Genomic DNA, 19,308 nt, shown 5'->3' on the forward strand with positions numbered 1-19,308 from the left:
GTTTCCCTAAAAGAACTTACAGTACACAACTAATAATTGCACCGATGGATAGTTATATTGTTCCCGATGATTTACAACCATCGTCGCATCACGCAGGCGGCGAACATGGACACGATGAAGAAGGCAATAAAATGTTTGGTTTTATTGTGTTCTTATTGTCTGAAAGTGTCATTTTCTTGAGTTTTTTCGCTGGATATATTGTCTATAAACTCTCTACTCCTAACTGGCTACCACCTGGCATTTCTGGGTTAGAAGTTAAAGAACCAGCAATTAATACTGTGGTGTTGGTTGCTAGTAGTTTTGTGATTTATTTGGCAGAAGTCGCCCTCAAACGCCACGATTTACGGATGTTCCGTATTTTCTTGACTACAACAATGGTTATGGGTGGCTACTTTTTGGTAGGACAGGCCATTGAATGGAGCAATTTAGAGTTTGGTTTTACTTCCGGTACATTTGGTGGGATGTTCTACCTGTTAACAGGTTTCCACGGTTTGCACGTTTTGACTGGAATTATATTGCAGTTAATCGTGCTTTTGCGCTCATTTGTTCCAGGAAATTACGACAATGGTCACTTTGGTGTCAATGCTACTTCTTTGTTCTGGCACTTCGTCGATGTGATTTGGATTGTTTTGTTTATTATGCTTTATATTTGGCAGTAAAAACGACTAATTCTGCGGCTACACTCAAAGCATGAACAAGCCCAGCACAGTAACGAAACTGGGAATCTACGGGAACTCCCAAATTACGAGCTATTTTATCAGCAGTTAAAAAACCAATGCTGTAAATGTCAGTTGCCAACTAGTAGTTCACCAACCCAAAATTGCTAGGCTAAGGCAAGCAGGGGGAGCAGGGGGAGAAAGAGATTTTTTTGCTGCTATTAACCTTACAAAGTTCTCTTGGCAGACTACTAGCAGCCTCCAACCAAAAGCCTTAATTCCCCACCCATCAACCTGTGGTATGATGGGTGGGGAATTGAAGCAAACATTTTCTGACTGAGCAAAGCGAATCCTTATTTTTGAGGTGATTTTGGTTGTTAGTTGATTTGAAATCTCAAGTCTTAGGTAAAGGTGTTCCTCAGAAAATCTGATTTCTTAGAAGATGTTTAATTCAAGATAATTTATCTAAAAATTCCCTAATTTCCCAAACTATCCATTGTTTTTCTGATGTGCTTAATAATGGAGCAAAACGATATTTTCTGAGTGTTTTATTAAATGCAGAAACCGTAATTGGCTGCATAGGTTTGGTAATAACATCCTTAATATCTAATACATCTTCATGACAATTTTGAAAAGACCAATCTAACAACCAACGCTTTAACCAAAATCCATTTTGGTTAATTTTAATTCTAGTTTTTGAGATGGGACTGAGGACATAATCTGCAATCCTCGGCAAAATTAAGAATAAATATGTGAGTAAAAACAAGCACATCAAAATAAATACAAATAAATTTAAAAAAGATAAGTATTCAAAAAATAAGACCCAAAAAGTGAGTAAAAGAAACCCATTTCCTAGCAAGAGGATAATGGAAATAAACCAACTAGCATAGTTACGTAATTGCTTGGGAGGAATTTCTATAGTTAATTCTGCTTCGGTTTTATGGAAAATAATAGAACTGTTTTTTGGTCGCTGCGGTCTTGTTAAAGAAAAATGGGATATAACATCTTGAATCTGTTTTTCTCCTCGCAGTACTGCTAAGGCTAAGTTGGCTGAGGGAAATCTGTCATCACTGACTGGTTCCAGGATAATGTCCAACCAGTTAGCAAAATCTGGGGAAATGCGAACATGGGGACGAAAATCTATTTTGAGATGGCGTTGTGGTAAATCTGCTGGGGATTTTCCAGTCAGCAAGAAAAGTAGTGTAGTTCCCAAGCCATACAAGTCTGTTGCTAACACAGCTTGTCCACGAAACTGTTCGGGAGCCATATAGCCATAAGTTCCTACTACTGTGCTGCCACCTGTGACTGTATTGTGATAGGTATCTTGTACTGCACCAAAATCTACTAAAAATATATCTCCCCTATCTTTTGCTGTTGGGGAAAAGTTGAGGATAATATTCTGGGGCTTAATATCGCGGTGAATAACTGGGGGTTTGAGGGATTGTAAGTAAATAAGAATTTCTAAAACTTGTATGGCGATGTGTCGAACTTGCTTTTCTTGGGGTTGCCAACCATTTTCTATTAATGTGGCTAGAGATTTACCTGGCGCAAGTTGTTGAGCAATATAAAAGAATCTGTCAGAGCCTGTGTCTACTTGGAAATAATCGAGATAGCGAGGAATTGCCAGATGATAGAGTTGGGAGAGAATTTTTGCTTCTCGTTCAAACAATTCTATTTTTTTCCAGTCACTCATCCGCCGGAATGACAAAGCTTTCAGTGCCACGCGATGGTCGCTTTGCGAACCGGCGTAGCCATCGCCACTCTCTAAATCTTCGGCTGCATACGTAATACCTACCCCACCTTGTCCCAAAATTTCTAAGATGCGGTATCGTTGTTGAATTATGTCTCCTGGTTGATGTAGCAATTCCATAGATGTTTGATTTCTGGTTACTCCTTCGCGCCGTTCTTTTTCAAAATGTCGGCGATCGCCTGATTCTCTGAAGAGAGTTTTTTATCTTTTGGATCGCCAATATAGTTTTTAGAGATCAATTGCAATGGTGTATTACCATCTTTATCCTCAACATTGATACTCGCTCCCCGTTCAATTAGCTGTTGGATAATCTCTTGAGTGTCTGTGTTAACTCTGCCATAGACTGACTGATTAGTTTTAGATATGACTAAATGTAGTAAAGTTGCACCATTGCGATCGCGCTGATTGATATCTCCACCTGATTTGAGCAGTAGTTTGATGATTTGCGGTTTAGAGTTTTGGACTGCTAATTGTAGACTCACATCTTGCACCTGGAAATATGAATGTCAAAACCACAACTACGTGCAAGAGGAGTGAGGCGTTCAATGTTAAGTAAAAGAAGATACACTACTAATTGAGGGAAAATAGATTCAAGAGCTAGTTGTGCAGCTTGACCCCAATCAGGTGGTGATGCTGACTGAGTATGCAGATAACTCCAATGGGCTATGAGATAAGCAGTGAGAGAAAGGATAAGCCAACGATACATACCCAGCAGAGTTCCTTGCCCAAAGCGATGTAAACCAAAACGGTGCTTGGCGGTTTTGAACCATCCCTCAATCTGCCATCGACGCTTACCCCACCATTTAAGAGTAGAAGCTTTAATCGGGCGAGTAGATAAAATAAAACGTTTTTCTAGTTTGCCATTATCGCGTTTTAAGTAATACCAAGAAACAGTAACAGGAAAGCTTAACCCAAACAGATAAACCTGTTGCCCTTGCTGATGTAAGCGTCTTAAAAGTCTACCATCTGCTAATTTACGGCTAATAGATACACCAGTAATAGCATGATATTTCAGACGACGTACACCCTCAAGAAATTCTATACTGCCAAAGGCCGTATCAGCTAAAATAATTGTCTGGAAATGTTGAGTTAAAGATTGCGGTAAACGTTTCACGAGTTTCAGTCCTAGCTTTGCAGGGGAAGGCGTTCCCTTACCTCTCCAAACCCTAAAATTCCAAGGGATACGGCATCTTCCAATTACCAAATAAACCACGACCAGATGCAAACCGCGTTTACCATTGTAGACTCTGATTAAATCACTAAACTCTTGAAATTTACCTCGTTTCTCTAAAGTCGTTAGGTCAATTATTACTTGTAAAAAGGGTTTTCTTCCTTTAGCAGATGATGCTAAAACCTTGAGTACTGTTTGTAATGCGGTGGAACGAACAACACGAATCATCTCCCTAGTTGACCAAGGATTGATATTGAGAAATCGGCTGATTGCACTTGGAGATTTTGTTTGACTGTGTTCGGGTAATGGGTGTCCTTGTGCCTCTAAAAATAATGCCAGCATAGCTTCTAAATTATCTTTCTGGTACTGCGTTGGCATCAGTTCTTTCAGGCTATAAACTAGTTTTTGGGCGTGGGCAAGCATTAATCAGTGCTTTGTTTAATTCAAGTATTTCACGCCTTTTCTCTCATGTTTTAAGTATCAAAGGCAAACATATCCATGTCTTCGGCGAAAAAGTAACCGCCGACGCGGAAATCTTACTTTCTACGCAATATTACGGCATTTACGTTCTATTTATAACTAAATTTACTTATCTATCCTTATTTGAATCTTGTTATAGTTTTGTGCTGTCTATTGGCTTTCTACGGGTATCTACGTTAGGTGCAAGAAGTGAGTAGAGGGGTTTCACCTTGTTGATTCTGGAGGTTAATATCTGCACCTCTAGCAATTAACATCTTGGCTATTTGATAGTCATCTCCTGGAATATATGGATCAAATGGCTCAAGAAATAGTAGGTGTAAGGGTGTATTACCCTGACGATCTGGAAGTTTCACATCCGCACCTTGAGTGATTAAAAATTTCGTTCCCTCAAGGTTATGACGACGAATTGTGCATACTAACAAAGACATCCGCTCATTGTCACCATACGGCGATGACTCCATCACTAAAGCATTGGCATTATGTACTTGGTGATAATAGTTTTTGACAATATCGGTATTTTTACATATATTAGAAAGTGGTATAATTCCAAACATAGATAAGATTAGCCATTTGTGAGCATTCAGCAGAGTGATCGCCATTGTTGATATAGCAATAGTTGCTCCTACTCCAGCGATAGTTTTCCCAGATACAGGAGTACTGACCTTAGCGGCGATCGCCTGCTGACCACTCAAAGCTGCTAAAGCTTCAATAGCAGAACTAAAACGTTCTTCCACATCCGGCTCTAACATTTTCTCTAACCAGCCAGCAAATTCATCACTAATCTGCACATGGTGACGAAAATCAATCTTTAGCCGTTCCATTGGCAAATCAGCCGGGGAACGGTGCGTTAGTAAGAAAAGTATCGTTGCTCCCAAACCATACAAATCAGTAGCAGGTACAGCTTGCCCCCGAAACTGTTCTGGAGCCATATAACCATATGTTCCTACTACCGTACTACCACGCATAAAAGTATTATAATAGGTATTTTGGACTGCACCGAAATCTACTAAATATACCTTTCCATCATCACGGCGGATGATATTTTGGGGTTTGATGTCCCGATGGATAACAACGGGATTGAATGATTGGAAGCTGATGGAGTTGTGAGAGAATTTTCGCCTCCCGTTCAAACAACTCCATCAGCTTCCAATCATTCAACCGATGCAGTGACAAGGCTTTCATCGCTACCAACTGATGGCTATCTGTATCTTCAGCTAAGTATGTAGTACCGCTACCACCTTCCCCCAAAATTTTGATGATACGGTATCGCTGGGCAACAATATCTTCTGGTTGATGCAGCAGTTCCATAGGATTGACACAGTTGGCATAGCGGTGTTGATGATTTATGCTACACCTTGGGTTGGGTAAATTCCAGTGGCTTGCGTCCAACTTGGCGATTCATTGAAGAGGTACAACCGCAGTTGTTTAGGCAGTTGAGTTGGTGGCGATTCCTTCCGATTGGGTGCAATGGATGGGGTGAACGCTGCTCAACTATTACAACTTTTAATATTCACCGCTTGCAACCAACTAGAAATAAGGGTATTAATATAGTACATTAATACTATAAACTGTGGACACATTACAAATATGAAGCAGATTGTTAAGCAAGTTAAAGAACGTAGTAAAGTTGAACTCGAATGGAGAGGCATTAAATATCAACTTTGGCGTTTAGATGATGCTGAATTTAGAAAGTTAAGATATAAAAGTCTTCCTATTAAGGATGACTATATGTTGTATGTGCATCTTTATTTATCAGAGAGAGATAATAAAGATAAGCTCAACTTAGCGCAGATATTCGTGACTTTAACCTACTTATTTGGTGAGAGCAGTAACTGGATAGATGATTGGAAAGGCACTTTCTCTTTTCCAATATTATTAGTTTTAGATAAGCCACAAGGTAAATTCTTTTATTTACTTGATATTTATGATAACCGTGGTACGCTTTACTTCAGTTTTTACCGGATTTTAGAAGCTGATGTAGAGGGTTATGATACTCAAATACTTCGTGAACCATTTGAGTTAGAATTTTCTCGTCAAGAAATCAACTATTTTATTAGCTATTTCAATGGTTATACTGAAGGTTATTTTAAGACGATAGAACCTTTAATACCATCTGAACAGTTTTTCAGAAAAATTGGTTCAAATCATATTATTTACGGATATAAAGATGAACAATACTTTGAGGAACATTACGAATCTCAAGAAGAATATCAAGCAGCCATCGAAAATTTAGAACTAATGGGTATTAGCTCTAAATCTTTACAAGATGTCAACAATATTTTACAAACAATAACTAGTGGAATAGTTGAAAAATAATAAATTATACTTGATTAGCACTCACCACTCTATAAGTAATGCCTAAAAATAATTCCAAATCTCTAAAACAAAGACACAGATTCTTTCTAAATCCTTATAAAGACTGTGCTTTTACTAAATGTCCCAAATGTGAAACAAAGACTAAAGTTCGTAAGTTTCCTTTAGTCATTCATATTGAACCACAACAGTTATTTTGGTTGAACAAACAATGTAAATATTGCCCAAGCTGTGACTTAATCATCGCTAAGAAACAAGAAATTGAACCATTGATGGCTGCTGCTTTTATTCAAAACAACCCCAAAATCATCGGTAATAACTACGTAGTTATGGGAACTGTTGACAAGAAAGATTGGAGAGAAGGTGATAAAAATCTACTATCTCCATCGGAAATGGTAGGTCGTATATATATATTTAAAGATGTTTGGGATTTTAAAGTCATTCCCGCAGGTTGATATCCAAGCGAAGAAAAATAAGAAATTATTTAACAATTGATGTATAAGATAATTCCTCAAATCCTAGTGTCACCCTAATGAAGTTCAAAGAAAGACTCTTGCCCCAGATGCTTCACATATTTTTTTACTAGAGCCTGAAGATTATTTGACTCACCTATGTTAATCCAATCATCAATTCTTCCTAGAAAACAATATCTTTGAGTTATAAATATTCGTTGATGCTCATCAATTAAAATGAAACGAAGCATTGGTGAATAGGAGATAGAACGCTTCAGTATATTTTGAGCTTCACTTAATTTATCTTGTGAAGAAAAATTTATCAAACTTGACAAAACATTAATATCTTGATCCGGTGTGTATACAGTAATTATTTCTTTCTTTATATCCATTTGGTAATCTTGTAAATTAGAAAATTGTTTGACTCCTGCTTCTACAATTGCTTTTTCTTCATCAGTGATAACTTTAGGCTGGACTTTTCGTAGAAAAACCTGAGTGTTAGGATTTTCGTAAATCTCATAGCCATCTGGTATAGTTTCTAATAGATTCCCTTCACTTTTCATTGAAAAGAAATACTTTGGCTTACCTGTTTTAGTAGTACCTTGATGTAGATAATATAATTGACCTTTTCTGTTGACATAGTTTATTGTCATTTAATTTTCTAACCTAATACTGCTTTTTAGTATGAACTGCTGGCTGAAAATGAAATCTGATAATCTAGGCAAAACAGACATCACATTTTCATCACAGGGTCTTGTTTTCAGTTTTCCCGTAGTTACAATTGCTCTAATAGAGTGCTGAAAATCAACAGATGTACCTCCGGGGTCACACATTATTCTTGAAATACCGTAGATTTCTCAATTATCCTAATATTAGGCGATTAGCGTAAATTTAATCATGATCACAAGCATAGCCATTGCAGAAAAAATTACTACCCTTCGCCAAATCGAAGAAAAATTAGGAATAATACTCAGTGAAGATAGCCAATTTTTTACCGAATGGATGGCTGATTTACCTGCATTAAGTGCAGCAGAACAAACAAGATTAGAGCAAGTTCGACAAAATTATCTCTATCAAATCTCCTATGGCACTCTTTTGGAGGAAACTGTCAAAATGGTGGTGCTGTCTCCATTGTTGGAACTTGCAGGTTTTTATCAAGCACCTTACAGATTTCAAACCGAAGTATCCGTTGAGATTGAAGCACAGGGAAATAATGAGGAGATTTTACGGGGAAGAATTGATGTTTTAGTTTTGCTAGGTCGATTATGGATTGTTTTAATTGAATCAAAGAAAACAACATTTGATGTAGAGCTAGCAATTCCCCAAACATTAGCTTATATGGCTGTTCATCCCAACCCAGAACAACCCCTGTATGGCATGATTACCAACGGTAGTAGTTTTTTGTTTGTCAAAACCTTGGGTAAACAGTATGGGACTTCTGATCTATTTGCCACGCGATCGCAACATCTCAACAATTTATCTGGAGTTTTAAAAATCCTTAAGCATCTGGGTAGTATTATTACGCAGGTGTAGAACCGCCTAATGTATTTTTGTAAGCCTCAGCAGTTTCCTCACCAAAACCACCAGCTTGGGCATGACGGAGTAACGATTGAATAATTGGCATAGCAATACTCATGCCAAACAAAGCATTGAACCCTGCAACAACCACTAGTGCTGACAACACAACTGTAAATTCTGGAAATAACGCCAATACAGCCACTAACACCAGAAAAACAATTGGTGTAGCAATACCTGCTGTTTTTGCGGTTTCTACAATTAAATTTTTATATTCTTCAATAGTAATGTCGCCTCGATAAAGATCCAAGGAGTATGAAATTGCTGTGACTGTCACTTGAGTAAGAATAGCTGTTCCTGTAGCAGTGATCCCCAGCCTAGCAATAGTCCCTGAATTGCTGATGATAGAATCTACTGCATTGTAAACCCGAATATACAACTGTTCCCCCACAGTCATTACTTCAGCACCACGACGCAGATTATCAATACCTACTCCCCACAGGATATTGTCAGCACCATTTGTAGAAAATCTTACCCATACTTGTGTTGCTTAGTACACATGAATGGAATTTTTTGTCAATGCGTAACTCTTATACACAACGATTTTGGCAATTTTATAGGAAAAAGCTAGGTTCAAAACCGGACTTGCGTCCAAGAATCCTTGTTTCCCAAGGTAGGTAGAAACCCCAACGCCACTTGACGGCAGTTGCTTTAAGTCGGGAAACCCGCCCAACGCACTGCCTCCTTTATGCCGGGGAACCCGTCCACCGCAGTGGCTCCCCCTTGTGGGTGGCTGTCTTTAATTTTGAATTTTGAATTTTGAATTGATTCATGGTTTTGGATTGGTACACACGCAGAGTATGACAAGCTAATTGACAAGCTGTAGTCTGGCATATCATTCTGAGTGAGCAATCCTTTCACTAAACCCTGATTACACAAGGGTTTGATTAATCATCTCCAAATCTTAGATCCAGTTTGGGTTTTTCTGAAAATTTATAGTACAATTGTACCAAAGAGATTTTGATGCTTGGCTTTGACACCAATTCACTAAAATCATGAAACAGATCCAAATTCAGAAACCCTTGTAAAATGTGGATTTCTTAATTTTGAATTTTGAATTGGTATGACACCTAGTTGGTAGAGGATGACATTTACCAGCAGGATTTCTATTGCCTATTAAGAAAAACCCTACTGTGAGATCATGACTATGATGACATCAAGGCAAGGTGGAACTGCAACCCCAGTTAAATCACATAAGTTTGAGCCATACAACCCAGAACAGGCTGATGCAATTGAGAATTTATCTTTGCAAACCCTTGCTGATGTCACGAAGGCAATTTTGCGTCATGCTTTTTGGTTGGCGGAGCAGAAACGCTATCTATCTTTGAGAGAGTATAGAAAGTTACTATCAGACCAGGGTTGGCAAGGGGAAGAGAAGAAGTATCTCAAGATTGCGGCGACGTTTGGCAAGTTTGAACCGCAGGATTTTGCCCAAGTTGAGCCAAGAACTATTTACCAACTGGCAGAAAGAAGTAATAAGTATCAGTCAGTGCTAGATAAATTATTAGATGTCAGTGTAATTAACCAAGAGACAGTGCGATCGCTCATTAAAAAACAGCGTACTCCCAGATCCAAAAAGGCCGAAAAATTCAGTATTTGGCGGCGGTTAAAGAACGGTGGCAGATATTGCCAAATCCCCCCCATCCACGAAGAAACAGAACAAACTGGCACCACCTTACAAGCCATGATGGAAGAAGAAGGACTTACAGCCCAACAAATTATAGCAGAAGCGATCGCTCTCAGAAAAGCATACAAAGAAGGCAAATTAGTCGAAAATACCTAATCGCGCATTGGGCATCGGGAATGGGGCATCGGGCATCGGGCATGGTAAATACAGTCTGCCTTGTCTTCCTTGTCTCCCCAGTCCCCAGTCCCCAGTCCCCAGTCCCCAGTCCCCAGTCCCCAGTCCCCAGTCCCCAATCCCTAATCCCCCACCGCATCATGCAAACTCTTTAACAATTCTGCGGCTGTGAAGGGTTTGGGTAAAATTTGATGCACAGTCATGCCAGGAATATCTGCGATCGCTTCTGGGGAATTCTGTCCACTGCAAGCAATAATCTGTACATCGGGGTTCATTTTCTGGACAGTCCGAATGGTGGTAACTCCATCTAGTTCTGGCATCATCATATCCATGACAATCGCACTAATTTTATGTTTGTTTTGGGCATAGAGGGCGATCGCTTCGATACCATTATGAGCAGTTAAAACTTGATAGTTGTGCTGTTCTAATATCATTTTGATGATTTCACAAATTTGGACTTCATCATCAACGACTAAAATTAATTCTCCATTACCTTGAGGTGTTAGATGATCTTCGGTGGTGCTATCTGGTATGGTTGGCACGGCGGGGAGGAATAAGTTAAATTGGCTACCTCCACCTATTTTGCTCGTAACCGTCAAAAAACCACCATGACTTTTAGTGATACCAAGTACAGTGGAAAGTCCTAAGCCTGTACCTGTGCCTATTTCTTTGGTGGTAAAAAATGGCTCGAAAATCCGATCTAAGACTTTAGGTGGCATTCCTACACCCGTATCTTGAATTTTAATCACAATGTAATGCCCGACTTGGGCATTGATGTTCATCTGGGCGTAAGCTTGATCCAAGAAGACATTTTCCGCAGAGATGGTAATTTTCCCACCCTCTGGCATTGCATCACGGGCATTGACAACTAAATTCATCAGGACTTGATGCAATTGGGTAGGATCTCCAGAGACAGAGTAAAGATTCTCTGGTAATTTTGTCGTCCATTCAATTGATTTGGGAAATGTTTGTTTACCGATGAGAACAATATCGGTAATTAGGTGTTTGAGTTGGACTATTGTACGTTCTCCTTTACACCCCCGTGCAAAGGATAATACTTGCTTAACTAAGGCTGCTCCCCGTTTTGCGTTGTTTTCAATAATCTCTAGGAGGTGTTGTGATGTTGTCGTCAGCGCAGTAAGTTTTAGCTCCGTTTTTGGCTGTTTTTTATTTTTTAAAAGTTGGGCAGCAGCTAAAATTGGTGTCAAAATATTGTTTAAGTCGTGGGCAATTCCACCAGCTAAAGTCCCTAAACTTTCTAAGCGTTGAGTCCGAAAAAATTGCTCTTCCAGTTGTTTTTTCTGGGTAATATCGGTGTTAACAATCAAAATTGATTTAGGATTGCCACTAGCATCTTGTACCAATGTCCATCGGCTTTCCACAATAATTTCTTGCTGAGATTTTGTGATTTTTTGGAATTCTCCTTGCCATGTCCCAGTAGCAATGACGGTTTTTAAAGCTGTTTGGTAGAGTGGTAGTGAATGTTCTGGATAGAGTAAATCTTGATTTGATTTACCTAAAACTTCTGATGCAGACCAGCCATACACACGTTCTGCACCTTGATTCCAATATAGGATGTGACTATTTAAATCTTGAACAAAAATTGCATCGGTAGTAATGTCAAGTAATGCTGCTTGTTCGCGGATTTTTTGTTCTGCTTGTTTGCGTTCACTGATGTTTCTGGTTGTACCAATCATTCTGATAGGCTTACCAGTTTCGTTACAGTAGGTGTGACCTTTACTACTTAACCAGTGGATGCTACCATCAGGCCAAATTACGCGATATTCGCTGATAAATTCTTGCCGATGTTTAATACTATTGTGGACTGCTTCTCTAAATGGTAAGCGGTCTTCGGGATGAAGTAAGTTTAAAAATTCTTCTGGGTTAGGACAGATAGTATCTTGGGGTAAACCATAAAGCAAACCCATATTAGCTGACCACAAGGTAGCGTTTGTCAAAAGATTCCAGTCAAATATTCCCATACCCGCAGATTTGAGAGCTAAACTCAATCTTTCTTCGCTCTGGCGTAGGGAATCTTCTGTTTTCTTGCGTTCTGTAATATCTTCGGCTACACCTCCATAGGTGTATATTGTGCCTTGAGCATTGCAGATAGGAAAACCCCGATCCCAAATCCAACGCACTGTGCCGTCGGGTCGCAAAATACGATACTCTTCATTGGTGGGTTCACCGCGTTTTTGCCTCTCTATTTTATCAAGGACGCGATCGCGATCTTCTGGATGTAGTGAGTCTAACCAAGATGACGGGTTTTGACGTAAACTCTCACAGGAGCGTCCCCAAATTTTTTCGTAAGCTGGATTGACGTAGAGATTTTCCCCTGATCCTATATCAGCCATCCAAAAAAGCGCGTGGGTATTTTCAGCAAAGTAGCGAAATTTTTCTTCGCTAGCGCGCAATGCTTCTTCCATGAGTTTGCGTTCTGTAATATCCCTTCCTACTCCTTGAAATTGAATCACTTCGCCGAGTTCATTTTGAATTCCTGTAATCTTCCACTCAAACCAACGCATACCCTTAACGGTTATTACAGCTTGCTCTTGGAGAGTTAAGCCGTAAGGTGGAGACTGTAAGTTAATAAAGTTTTGTCTCGCTTGAGATAATTCATGGGGAGGAAATAAATCAAATATGGATAAATCAACAAAATCCGCCAATTGTCTCCCAAAAATTTCACAAGCTGCGTGATTAGCAAATTTAATCCTTGCTGACAAGTCAACCCGCAAAATTACATCAGACTGTCCTTCAATGAGTTGACGATAGAGTGTTTCACTCTGTCTGATGGTTTGCTGCACAATGCGACAATCACTAAAGTCTTTTTGCCATAATTCCAGAGAATTATACAATTCCGTAATTTCTGTTGATGAATTTTTTGGCTTAGTAATTGGATAATCTAAGGCTGGTGATGATTGTTGTAAAGCTTCAACAATACCCACTAAAGGTAACTGGTGTAAAACTTCTAGTAAACTGGTAGCTGTAACAATTCCTATTAAGCGTTCCTCATCGTCCACAATCGGTAAATGACGAACTTGATGCTGGTGCATCAGTGAAAAGACTTTCATCACATCTTGCAAGTCTGACAGTTTCATCGTGATGACTGGTTGTGTCATGACTTGATTGACTGTGACTTGAGAAAAATCTATTCTTGATGCCGTTAGCCTGACTATATCTTGTTCTGTCAAGATTCCTAAGACTTTTTGTGCTTCTACAACTAAAACACAACTATTGTTTAGTAAATACCTATTGCGAGATTTACATACTGGGTGTAAATTGTTCGAGGGTAATTCTTTAGCTCTTGTTGGATACATCATGCTGATCGCATCAACTAGGCTGTCATGGGGTTTAATCGTTAAGGGATAACGATTAAGAGCATGATATAGATGAGTTAAATCAATGAGCTGTTCGTCGAATTGCATAGTTAATTCGTCAGTTGTCATGATTTTATAGACTGCCGAATGAGTGAGTTAATGTCATAAATAGGGACTCTCAGTTAGTAACTTGAGTAAGCATCAAGTTACTTGCTGTATAGCACTTCCATATCACGATTACTCGCAGCAGTCAGCCGATTTTATTTCCCAAATCAATTGAATATAGATTTTGAACTTGTTGTTCTTGTCTAGTGACACCTAACAGCCGTTTTATTGTTAAATTGTAAACTGGATCAGTTTTGATATTTAAGGCAATTATCCTATTTCATGCTTGAATTAGTCTAGTTAAGTTTTGATTCATAAAATATAATTTCTTGACGATTGGGCGATCGCTCACAGCACCATGTATATTTTTACTCTATATTCATAGTCACTGCAATCTCTATAAATTTAGGTTTATATAGCTTGTGACATCAGAAATCTCTGGTTTTTAAGTGTTAATTTTCACTTTCGTTAATAAGTGTTAATCACAGCTAGCGAATGAATTACGGTTTAATTCCTGATGATTATTCTACAATTACTGCTCCATCTCCAAGCTAGCCAAACACAATCAAAGATACAAATGATTAGAATTGATAATTTACCATAAGCAATATCTAGCCACGGGAGGATAAATCAGTAAGTAAATAACCTAAACTAGCAAAAGTTGAAACCTAACGATCAATGATAGCTCATGGTTATAATTTCAGACTAATTACTAATTTAATGCACATTTTTTATATGAGTTGTCATCAGATAAACAAGTCAAAAAATATCTCAGATTGAAATTTTAGTATCTATCAGGAATATTATGGGATTTTGGGAAAACTATAGTACTCATATTTGATTTCTGAAAAAAACTCCGTACACTTTTGTTCCTTCTTAGCTGTTCCCTGTTCCTCCGAAGTTCTGATCACCGAAGGTGGGGCTTCGCCCATCGGAGGAAACCTCCGCTCAGACTTCTCTCTGTTCACTGTTCCCTTACTACGCAAATGATTTCAGGAATCAAAGCGGATTCCTATATATTGAGATAATTCTAAAAATATAGATTAATATTAATTCTCTTGATGAGTATTCCGATGAACTATAGAGTATAAAACGAAATGGATTAGGAGTAATAACCTATATGGATTTTCAAGATTTTCTCAGACATCAGTTTGCACAGGTAGTGATTGGAGAATTCAAGCCAGGTAAATTTGAGGCTGCAAAAAAATTATATGAAGAGGCTGTATTAACCTACAACAATGGTTTCAAAGCAGCCTATCTACTACAAGAACCAGGTACAGATAAAGGTATATCTGTAATTTTTTGGGAAAGCGTAGAAGATATGACTGCTAATCAAAACGAAGCTTATCAGCATATCTTAAAACAGATGATGCCATTATTTGCTCACCCGCCGCAAACAACTACGTATGAACTAGTATGCGAGATGAAATCAGCAGAAAAAGAGGATAAAGTAGATTAACTACCTACTGATTTCAGTGAGGTACACAAAGTTAAAATGTACCTCCCATAACTATTAATTTCCGAGAAGATAAGTATACTTTTATTACTTGATCCCCAACTGGGATAAGTAATATTGTTTCGAGATTCTGGAATAAGTAGAACAACCAGAAACAACTAAACTATGTGAAGCAATGTAAAAATACTAGTATTCAGTTTGTAGTAAGAACTTTAGTCCTTTTTTGTGCGCGCAGTGTCTCGTAGAGAGAACTAAAGTAGTACATAGGATGTGTTAGCAGCGAGAGTACAACATCTACCGCCAAGTTTTCGGTGCGTTACGGCTTACGCCTAACACACCCTACACATACTAACACACTCTACACATACTGAAATTTTTATGCGCTAGCGCAGGCTACGCCAACGGAAATCAAATCGGATTCCTATATGAATCTAGGCTTTTAATCCAAAATCCCAAATCCAAAATTGATATTATTGGATATCGCTACTGTTCTCTACACTGATATTAGGTGTTTGGCGATTTTCTTTCATTAAACGACTGTAAGTCCTTTGGGGAATAAAATGTAGTGGATTATGACCTACAAAACGCAAGATTAAAACACAAGCCCAGGAGTATCTACCATTAGTAATGGCTTCAATAATTTGATGTAATTGTTCATTAGTTATGGCACGATGAAAACTGGTTTCGGAAGAATTGATTTGGTATTTCATAGCTGTCTCTCATGTAATTGATGTAAATAGAGATTTACCAACTAATCATCCCTGGTTGATTATGTTCTTAGTACATATGATAGTTTGACACTACGAACTTTAGATTGGAAATTTTGGATAATAGAATTGATTCTAAAGTAAGGGCAGGTTTGAAAAAATATCTGTTTTTCTATAGGAATCCTACTTGATTATTGAACAGATACGTAGGGTGTGTTAGCGACAGCGTAACGCACCTAGTACCAAAGCCTGTGGTGCGTTACGGCTTACGCCTAACACACCCTACACATACTTAGATTTTTATGCGCTAGCGCAGGCTACGCCAACAGAAATCAAATACTAGTCCTATAACGTGAATGTCTCTCATAACCCGCCCCTACAAATCCAAAATCTAAAATTGTTTGAATATTTAGACGAGACATAGGTTTTACATAGACTTTTACCAGATTGATAACCTGTTGTTAATGTAAAATCTTATGATGACATCAGTAAAGTGATAACAAAACAGTCAACTAAAATACAGAATACTAGTTATTTTGCTGTAAATTAAGCCAAGTTGGCATTTTTTCTTGCAAGTATGACAAATCGTCACACTTATCCACATTTATTACTTAGCAATATTTGATACCAAATTGGATAAGTAGTATTGTTTAGAGATGCTGGAATCGTCTATAAATCTAGCCCTTTAATCCAAAATCCCAAATCCAAAATTGCCATGAGTCGTTTCATACCCAAGCTAGAAGTAACGACCATGAAAACAGCTTTACCCTAGATATATCAATACAATGTAAGTAGAACGGTGTAAATAATTAAAGGTTTGTAGTAAGGACTTTAGTCCTTAAGAGAGGACTAAAGTCCTCACTACAAACTCAATTCAGTTTTTTTACATTACTTTACATAGTTTGGTTTTTTCAAGTCGTTCTACTTACCTCTCCATCAGTTCGTAGTGAGAACAATACCTCTGACTACTAGTCATCACAGGGTGCTGAGATTTATCATGTATGAACTACATCAAGCGATTTTGGCTAATAACGAAGAATCAACTACGCTGCGTCAGTTGATAATTGCACTTTCGGCGTTAGATAGGCGTTACTTTCTCAGAAACGAAATTTTACAAACTTTTGCTCAATACTGTAAGCAATTCCAAAAACCGACATACTTTTATTATTCTTCCTCTGTTGCGAAGTTAATTCACTGCACCCATGAAATCATTCTGGAGGAGGAAGGAATTTGGTTTGTGGTGCGTCCAAAAATTGCTAGCCAAGAGGTTTGGCGACTAACTTCAGATTTTACTAAGTTTGAGCTGATGTCACCTGTAGCATTATTAGATGTGAGCGATCGCTTAGTCAATGCCTACGACCCCCATATCTTAGAAATCGACCTCAAAGCCTTTTATCAAAATTCCCCCAGCATCAGTGATCCTCGAAACGTTGGTCAAGGTCTAGCTTTCCTCAATCATTATCTATGCAGTCAACTAGAAACTGATCCTCATTATTGGTTTGAACTCATCTATTTAGCTCTACAAGCCCTGCAATATAATGGTACTCGCTTATTACTAGGCGATCGCATCACCTCCGGTATTCAACTAGCCAAACAAATTCACCAAGCCATTGAGTTTCTCAGTCAACAACCACCAGAAGCACCCTACAGCAATTTTCACCCAGACTTGCAAACACTCGGCTTTGAACCAGGGTGGGGAAACACAGCTTCCCGGACACTAGAAACTTTCACCCTCTTAGAAAGACTCATCGAAGCACCACAACCGGCGATTTTAGAAGCATTTGTCTCTCGTGTTCCGGCTATATTTCGTGTAGTTTTAGTTTCTGTTCATGGCTGGGTAGCACAAGCAGACGTAATGGGAAGAGATGAAACCTTGGGACAAGTCATCTATGTATTGGAACAAGCACGGAATTTAGAAAACAAACTCCAGTCAGAAATTAAACTCGCCGGTCTTGATATTCTCGGAATTCGACCTCATGTAATTATTCTCACACGCTTGATTCCTCACTGTGAAGGGACATTTTGTAACCTACGCTTAGAAAAAGTCGATGGTACAGAAAACGCCTGGATATTACGCGTTCCCTTTAGGGAATTTAATCCTGAGATTACGAACAATTGGATATCGAAATCTGATATTTGGCCTTATTTAGAAACCTTTGCTGAAGATGCAGCACCAGCAATTATCAACCAATTTACAGGAAATCCTAATTTAATTATTGGTAATTACACAGATGGTAACTTAGTTGCTTTCTTGTTGGCGCGCACTTTAAAAGTTACCCATTGTAATATTGCCCATTCTTTAGAAAAACCAAAGTATTTATTTAGTAACCTTTACTGGCAAGACTTTGAAGAAGAATATCATTTTTCTGCTCAATTTACTGCCGATTTAATCACCATGAATGCGGCAGATTTTATCATCACATCATCTTACCAAGAGATTGTCGGCACACCAGAGAGTATAGGACAATACGAATCATATAAATGCTTTACCATGCCGCATTTATATCATGTAGTTGATGGTATAGATTTATTTAATCCAAAATTTAATCTAATTCCGCCAGGAGTCAACGAACAAATATTTTTTCACTACGCTCAAAAAGACAAACGCGACAGCAATTTAATTAAGAAAATATCAGACCTCATTTTTTCTACAGAAAGCCATCAGATTCTAGGTAAACTAGATGCTGCACAAAAGCGTCCGATTTTAGCTGTCGCACCAATTACATCGATTAAAAACCTGACTGGATTAGTAGAATGTTTTGGTCAAAGTCCAGAATTACAAGAGTATTGTAATTTAATTATTATTACTAGTAAATTACATACTTCTGAAGCTGCCAATCCAACAGAAGCAACAGAAATCCAGAAATTACAGGACTTAATTAATCATTATAAACTCGACAATAAAATGCGGTGGGTGGGGATGCGCTTACCTAATTATGAAGTGGGAGAAGCTTACCGAGTAGTAGCCGATCTAGGGGGAATTTATGTACATTTCGCCCGATTTGAAGCCTTTGGACGCAGCATTTTAGAAGCCATGATTTCTGGTTTACCAACCTTTGCGACTAAGTTTGGTGGTGCTTTAGAAATTATTGAGGATTATGGCAACGGTTTTCATATCAATCCCACAGATTTACAAGGAACAGCGAAGAAGATTGTGACATTTATAGAAGAGTGCGATCGCCATCCCGAATACTGGCAAGAAATCTCTGAGTGGGTAAGTAAAAGGATTCACCATAAATATAACTGGGAATTACACACAAATCAATTACTTTCACTAGCTAAAATCTATAGTTTTTGGAACTTCGTCGCCCCAGAAAACACAGAAGCCAGAGTACGTTACATGGAAACTTTATTTCATTTAATTTATAAACCCAGAGCCGAAAAGATTTTAGCAAAGCATATTAGTCAATAGTCAATAGTCAATAGTCAACAGTCAACAGTCAATAGTCATTACTCATTACTCATTACTCATTACTTATTACTTATTACTCATTACTCAGCACTCAGCACTCATTACTTCTCCCA

General features: G+C 38.3%; 16 protein-coding genes and 2 pseudogenes. 8 read left to right on the forward strand and 10 right to left on the reverse strand.

The genetic code is table 11. The features are described 5' to 3' along the window. Positions 1-44: 44 nt before the first annotated feature. On the forward strand, positions 45-659 hold the full coding sequence (locus ACQFX9_RS28045) for a cytochrome c oxidase subunit 3 (RefSeq protein ID WP_427159796.1): 615 nt from the start codon (positions 45-47) through the stop codon (positions 657-659). A gap of 10 nt (positions 660-669) precedes the next feature. Here ACQFX9_RS28045 and ACQFX9_RS28050 read toward each other — a convergent pair. The 4 genes and pseudogenes from ACQFX9_RS28050 to ACQFX9_RS28065 form a co-directional block, all read right to left on the reverse strand. Continuing rightward, positions 670-798: pseudogene (locus ACQFX9_RS28050) on the reverse strand (helix-hairpin-helix domain-containing protein); the annotation flags it as partial. Positions 799-1,107: 309 nt separating this feature from the next. Beyond that, positions 1,108-2,526 (reverse strand): serine/threonine protein kinase, encoded by a 1,419-nt coding sequence (locus tag ACQFX9_RS28055; protein ID WP_427159797.1) that lies wholly within the window; start codon positions 2,524-2,526, stop codon positions 1,108-1,110. A 17-nt stretch (positions 2,527-2,543) separates the two neighbouring features. Next, the gene (locus ACQFX9_RS28060) at positions 2,544-2,888 is read right to left on the reverse strand and encodes an ankyrin repeat domain-containing protein (RefSeq protein WP_427159798.1); all 345 of its coding nucleotides are present in this window, start codon (positions 2,886-2,888) and stop codon (positions 2,544-2,546) included. A 53-nt stretch (positions 2,889-2,941) separates the two neighbouring features. After that, positions 2,942-4,000, reverse strand: a pseudogene (locus ACQFX9_RS28065) (transposase); the annotation flags it as partial. 11 nt (positions 4,001-4,011) lie between these two features. Here ACQFX9_RS28065 and ACQFX9_RS28070 point away from each other — a divergent pair. Beyond that, positions 4,012-4,254, forward strand: coding sequence for a hypothetical protein (locus tag ACQFX9_RS28070; protein ID WP_427159696.1), 243 nt, complete (start codon positions 4,012-4,014; stop codon positions 4,252-4,254). On the opposite strand, the gene ACQFX9_RS28075 is transcribed toward ACQFX9_RS28070, so the two are convergent. Together ACQFX9_RS28075 and ACQFX9_RS28080 are read right to left on the reverse strand one after the other, a co-directional pair. Then, complete coding sequence (locus ACQFX9_RS28075) at positions 4,234-5,187, reverse strand: protein kinase domain-containing protein (protein ID WP_427159799.1); 954 nt, start codon at positions 5,185-5,187, stop codon at positions 4,234-4,236. The two genes, ACQFX9_RS28070 and ACQFX9_RS28075, sit on opposite strands and share 21 nt — an antisense overlap. Next, entirely contained in the window at positions 5,084-5,365 is a 282-nt protein-coding gene (locus ACQFX9_RS28080; protein WP_427159800.1) for a hypothetical protein, read from the reverse strand. The genes ACQFX9_RS28075 and ACQFX9_RS28080 overlap by 104 nt, the downstream gene beginning before the upstream one ends. A 279-nt stretch (positions 5,366-5,644) precedes the next feature. Here ACQFX9_RS28080 and ACQFX9_RS28085 point away from each other — a divergent pair, with 279 nt between their 5' ends. Continuing rightward, positions 5,645-6,373, forward strand: a complete 729-nt coding sequence (locus ACQFX9_RS28085) for a hypothetical protein (protein ID WP_427159801.1) — start codon at positions 5,645-5,647, stop codon at positions 6,371-6,373. Between the two features lie 38 nt (positions 6,374-6,411). Continuing rightward, positions 6,412-6,825: a hypothetical protein gene (locus ACQFX9_RS28090; protein WP_427159802.1), complete on the forward strand. Its 414-nt coding sequence runs from the start codon at positions 6,412-6,414 to the stop codon at positions 6,823-6,825. Between the two features lie 74 nt (positions 6,826-6,899). Here the strand turns inward: ACQFX9_RS28090 and ACQFX9_RS28095 are convergent, their stop codons facing one another. Continuing rightward, the gene (locus tag ACQFX9_RS28095; protein WP_427159803.1) at positions 6,900-7,475 is read right to left on the reverse strand and encodes a hypothetical protein; all 576 of its coding nucleotides are present in this window, start codon (positions 7,473-7,475) and stop codon (positions 6,900-6,902) included. A 244-nt stretch (positions 7,476-7,719) separates the two neighbouring features. On the opposite strand from ACQFX9_RS28095, the gene ACQFX9_RS28100 reads away from it, so the two are divergent. Beyond that, entirely contained in the window at positions 7,720-8,355 is a 636-nt protein-coding gene (locus ACQFX9_RS28100; RefSeq protein ID WP_427159804.1) for a type I restriction endonuclease, read from the forward strand. Here ACQFX9_RS28100 and ACQFX9_RS28105 read toward each other — a convergent pair. After that, complete coding sequence (locus ACQFX9_RS28105) at positions 8,342-8,794, reverse strand: hypothetical protein (protein ID WP_427159805.1); 453 nt, start codon at positions 8,792-8,794, stop codon at positions 8,342-8,344. The two genes, ACQFX9_RS28100 and ACQFX9_RS28105, sit on opposite strands and share 14 nt — an antisense overlap. Before the next feature lie 750 nt (positions 8,795-9,544). On the opposite strand from ACQFX9_RS28105, the gene ACQFX9_RS28110 reads away from it, so the two are divergent. Then, positions 9,545-10,180 (forward strand): hypothetical protein, encoded by a 636-nt coding sequence (locus ACQFX9_RS28110; RefSeq protein WP_427159806.1) that lies wholly within the window; start codon positions 9,545-9,547, stop codon positions 10,178-10,180. A 140-nt stretch (positions 10,181-10,320) separates the two neighbouring features. Here ACQFX9_RS28110 and ACQFX9_RS28115 read toward each other — a convergent pair whose 3' ends face one another. Beyond that, the gene (locus ACQFX9_RS28115; protein ID WP_427159807.1) at positions 10,321-13,644 is read right to left on the reverse strand and encodes a PAS domain S-box protein; all 3,324 of its coding nucleotides are present in this window, start codon (positions 13,642-13,644) and stop codon (positions 10,321-10,323) included. 1,096 nt (positions 13,645-14,740) lie between these two features. On the opposite strand from ACQFX9_RS28115, the gene ACQFX9_RS28120 reads away from it, so the two are divergent. Beyond that, the gene (locus tag ACQFX9_RS28120; protein WP_427159808.1) at positions 14,741-15,079 is read left to right on the forward strand and encodes an antibiotic biosynthesis monooxygenase; all 339 of its coding nucleotides are present in this window, start codon (positions 14,741-14,743) and stop codon (positions 15,077-15,079) included. 467 nt (positions 15,080-15,546) lie between these two features. Here the strand turns inward: ACQFX9_RS28120 and ACQFX9_RS28125 are convergent, their stop codons facing one another. After that, entirely contained in the window at positions 15,547-15,786 is a 240-nt protein-coding gene (locus ACQFX9_RS28125; protein WP_236145147.1) for a HetP family heterocyst commitment protein, read from the reverse strand. Positions 15,787-16,780: 994 nt separating this feature from the next. On the opposite strand from ACQFX9_RS28125, the gene ACQFX9_RS28130 reads away from it, so the two are divergent. Next, positions 16,781-19,195, forward strand: coding sequence for a sucrose synthase (locus tag ACQFX9_RS28130; protein ID WP_427159809.1), 2,415 nt, complete (start codon positions 16,781-16,783; stop codon positions 19,193-19,195). Positions 19,196-19,308 lie beyond the last annotated feature (113 nt).

The organism is Aliinostoc sp. HNIBRCY26 (assembly GCF_050235535.1).
Lineage (GTDB): Bacteria > Cyanobacteriota > Cyanobacteriia > Cyanobacteriales > Nostocaceae > Trichormus.

Excerpts from the sequence above, each read along its gene's own strand:
- ACQFX9_RS28045 (WP_427159796.1), top strand. The coding sequence starts at position 45 with ATGGATAGTTATATTGTTCCCGATGATTTACAACCATCGTCGCATCAC.
- ACQFX9_RS28055 (WP_427159797.1), bottom strand. The coding sequence starts at position 2,526 with ATGGAATTGCTACATCAACCAGGAGACATAATTCAACAACGATACCGC.
- ACQFX9_RS28080 (WP_427159800.1), bottom strand. The coding sequence starts at position 5,365 with ATGGAACTGCTGCATCAACCAGAAGATATTGTTGCCCAGCGATACCGT.
- ACQFX9_RS28085 (WP_427159801.1), top strand. The coding sequence starts at position 5,645 with ATGAAGCAGATTGTTAAGCAAGTTAAAGAACGTAGTAAAGTTGAACTC.
- ACQFX9_RS28090 (WP_427159802.1), top strand. The coding sequence starts at position 6,412 with ATGCCTAAAAATAATTCCAAATCTCTAAAACAAAGACACAGATTCTTT.
- ACQFX9_RS28095 (WP_427159803.1), bottom strand. The coding sequence starts at position 7,475 with ATGACAATAAACTATGTCAACAGAAAAGGTCAATTATATTATCTACAT.
- ACQFX9_RS28100 (WP_427159804.1), top strand. The coding sequence starts at position 7,720 with ATGATCACAAGCATAGCCATTGCAGAAAAAATTACTACCCTTCGCCAA.
- ACQFX9_RS28105 (WP_427159805.1), bottom strand. The coding sequence starts at position 8,794 with ATGACTGTGGGGGAACAGTTGTATATTCGGGTTTACAATGCAGTAGAT.
- ACQFX9_RS28110 (WP_427159806.1), top strand. The coding sequence starts at position 9,545 with ATGATGACATCAAGGCAAGGTGGAACTGCAACCCCAGTTAAATCACAT.
- ACQFX9_RS28115 (WP_427159807.1), bottom strand. The coding sequence starts at position 13,644 with ATGACAACTGACGAATTAACTATGCAATTCGACGAACAGCTCATTGAT.
- ACQFX9_RS28120 (WP_427159808.1), top strand. The coding sequence starts at position 14,741 with ATGGATTTTCAAGATTTTCTCAGACATCAGTTTGCACAGGTAGTGATT.
- ACQFX9_RS28125 (WP_236145147.1), bottom strand. The coding sequence starts at position 15,786 with ATGAAATACCAAATCAATTCTTCCGAAACCAGTTTTCATCGTGCCATA.
- ACQFX9_RS28130 (WP_427159809.1), top strand. The coding sequence starts at position 16,781 with ATGTATGAACTACATCAAGCGATTTTGGCTAATAACGAAGAATCAACT.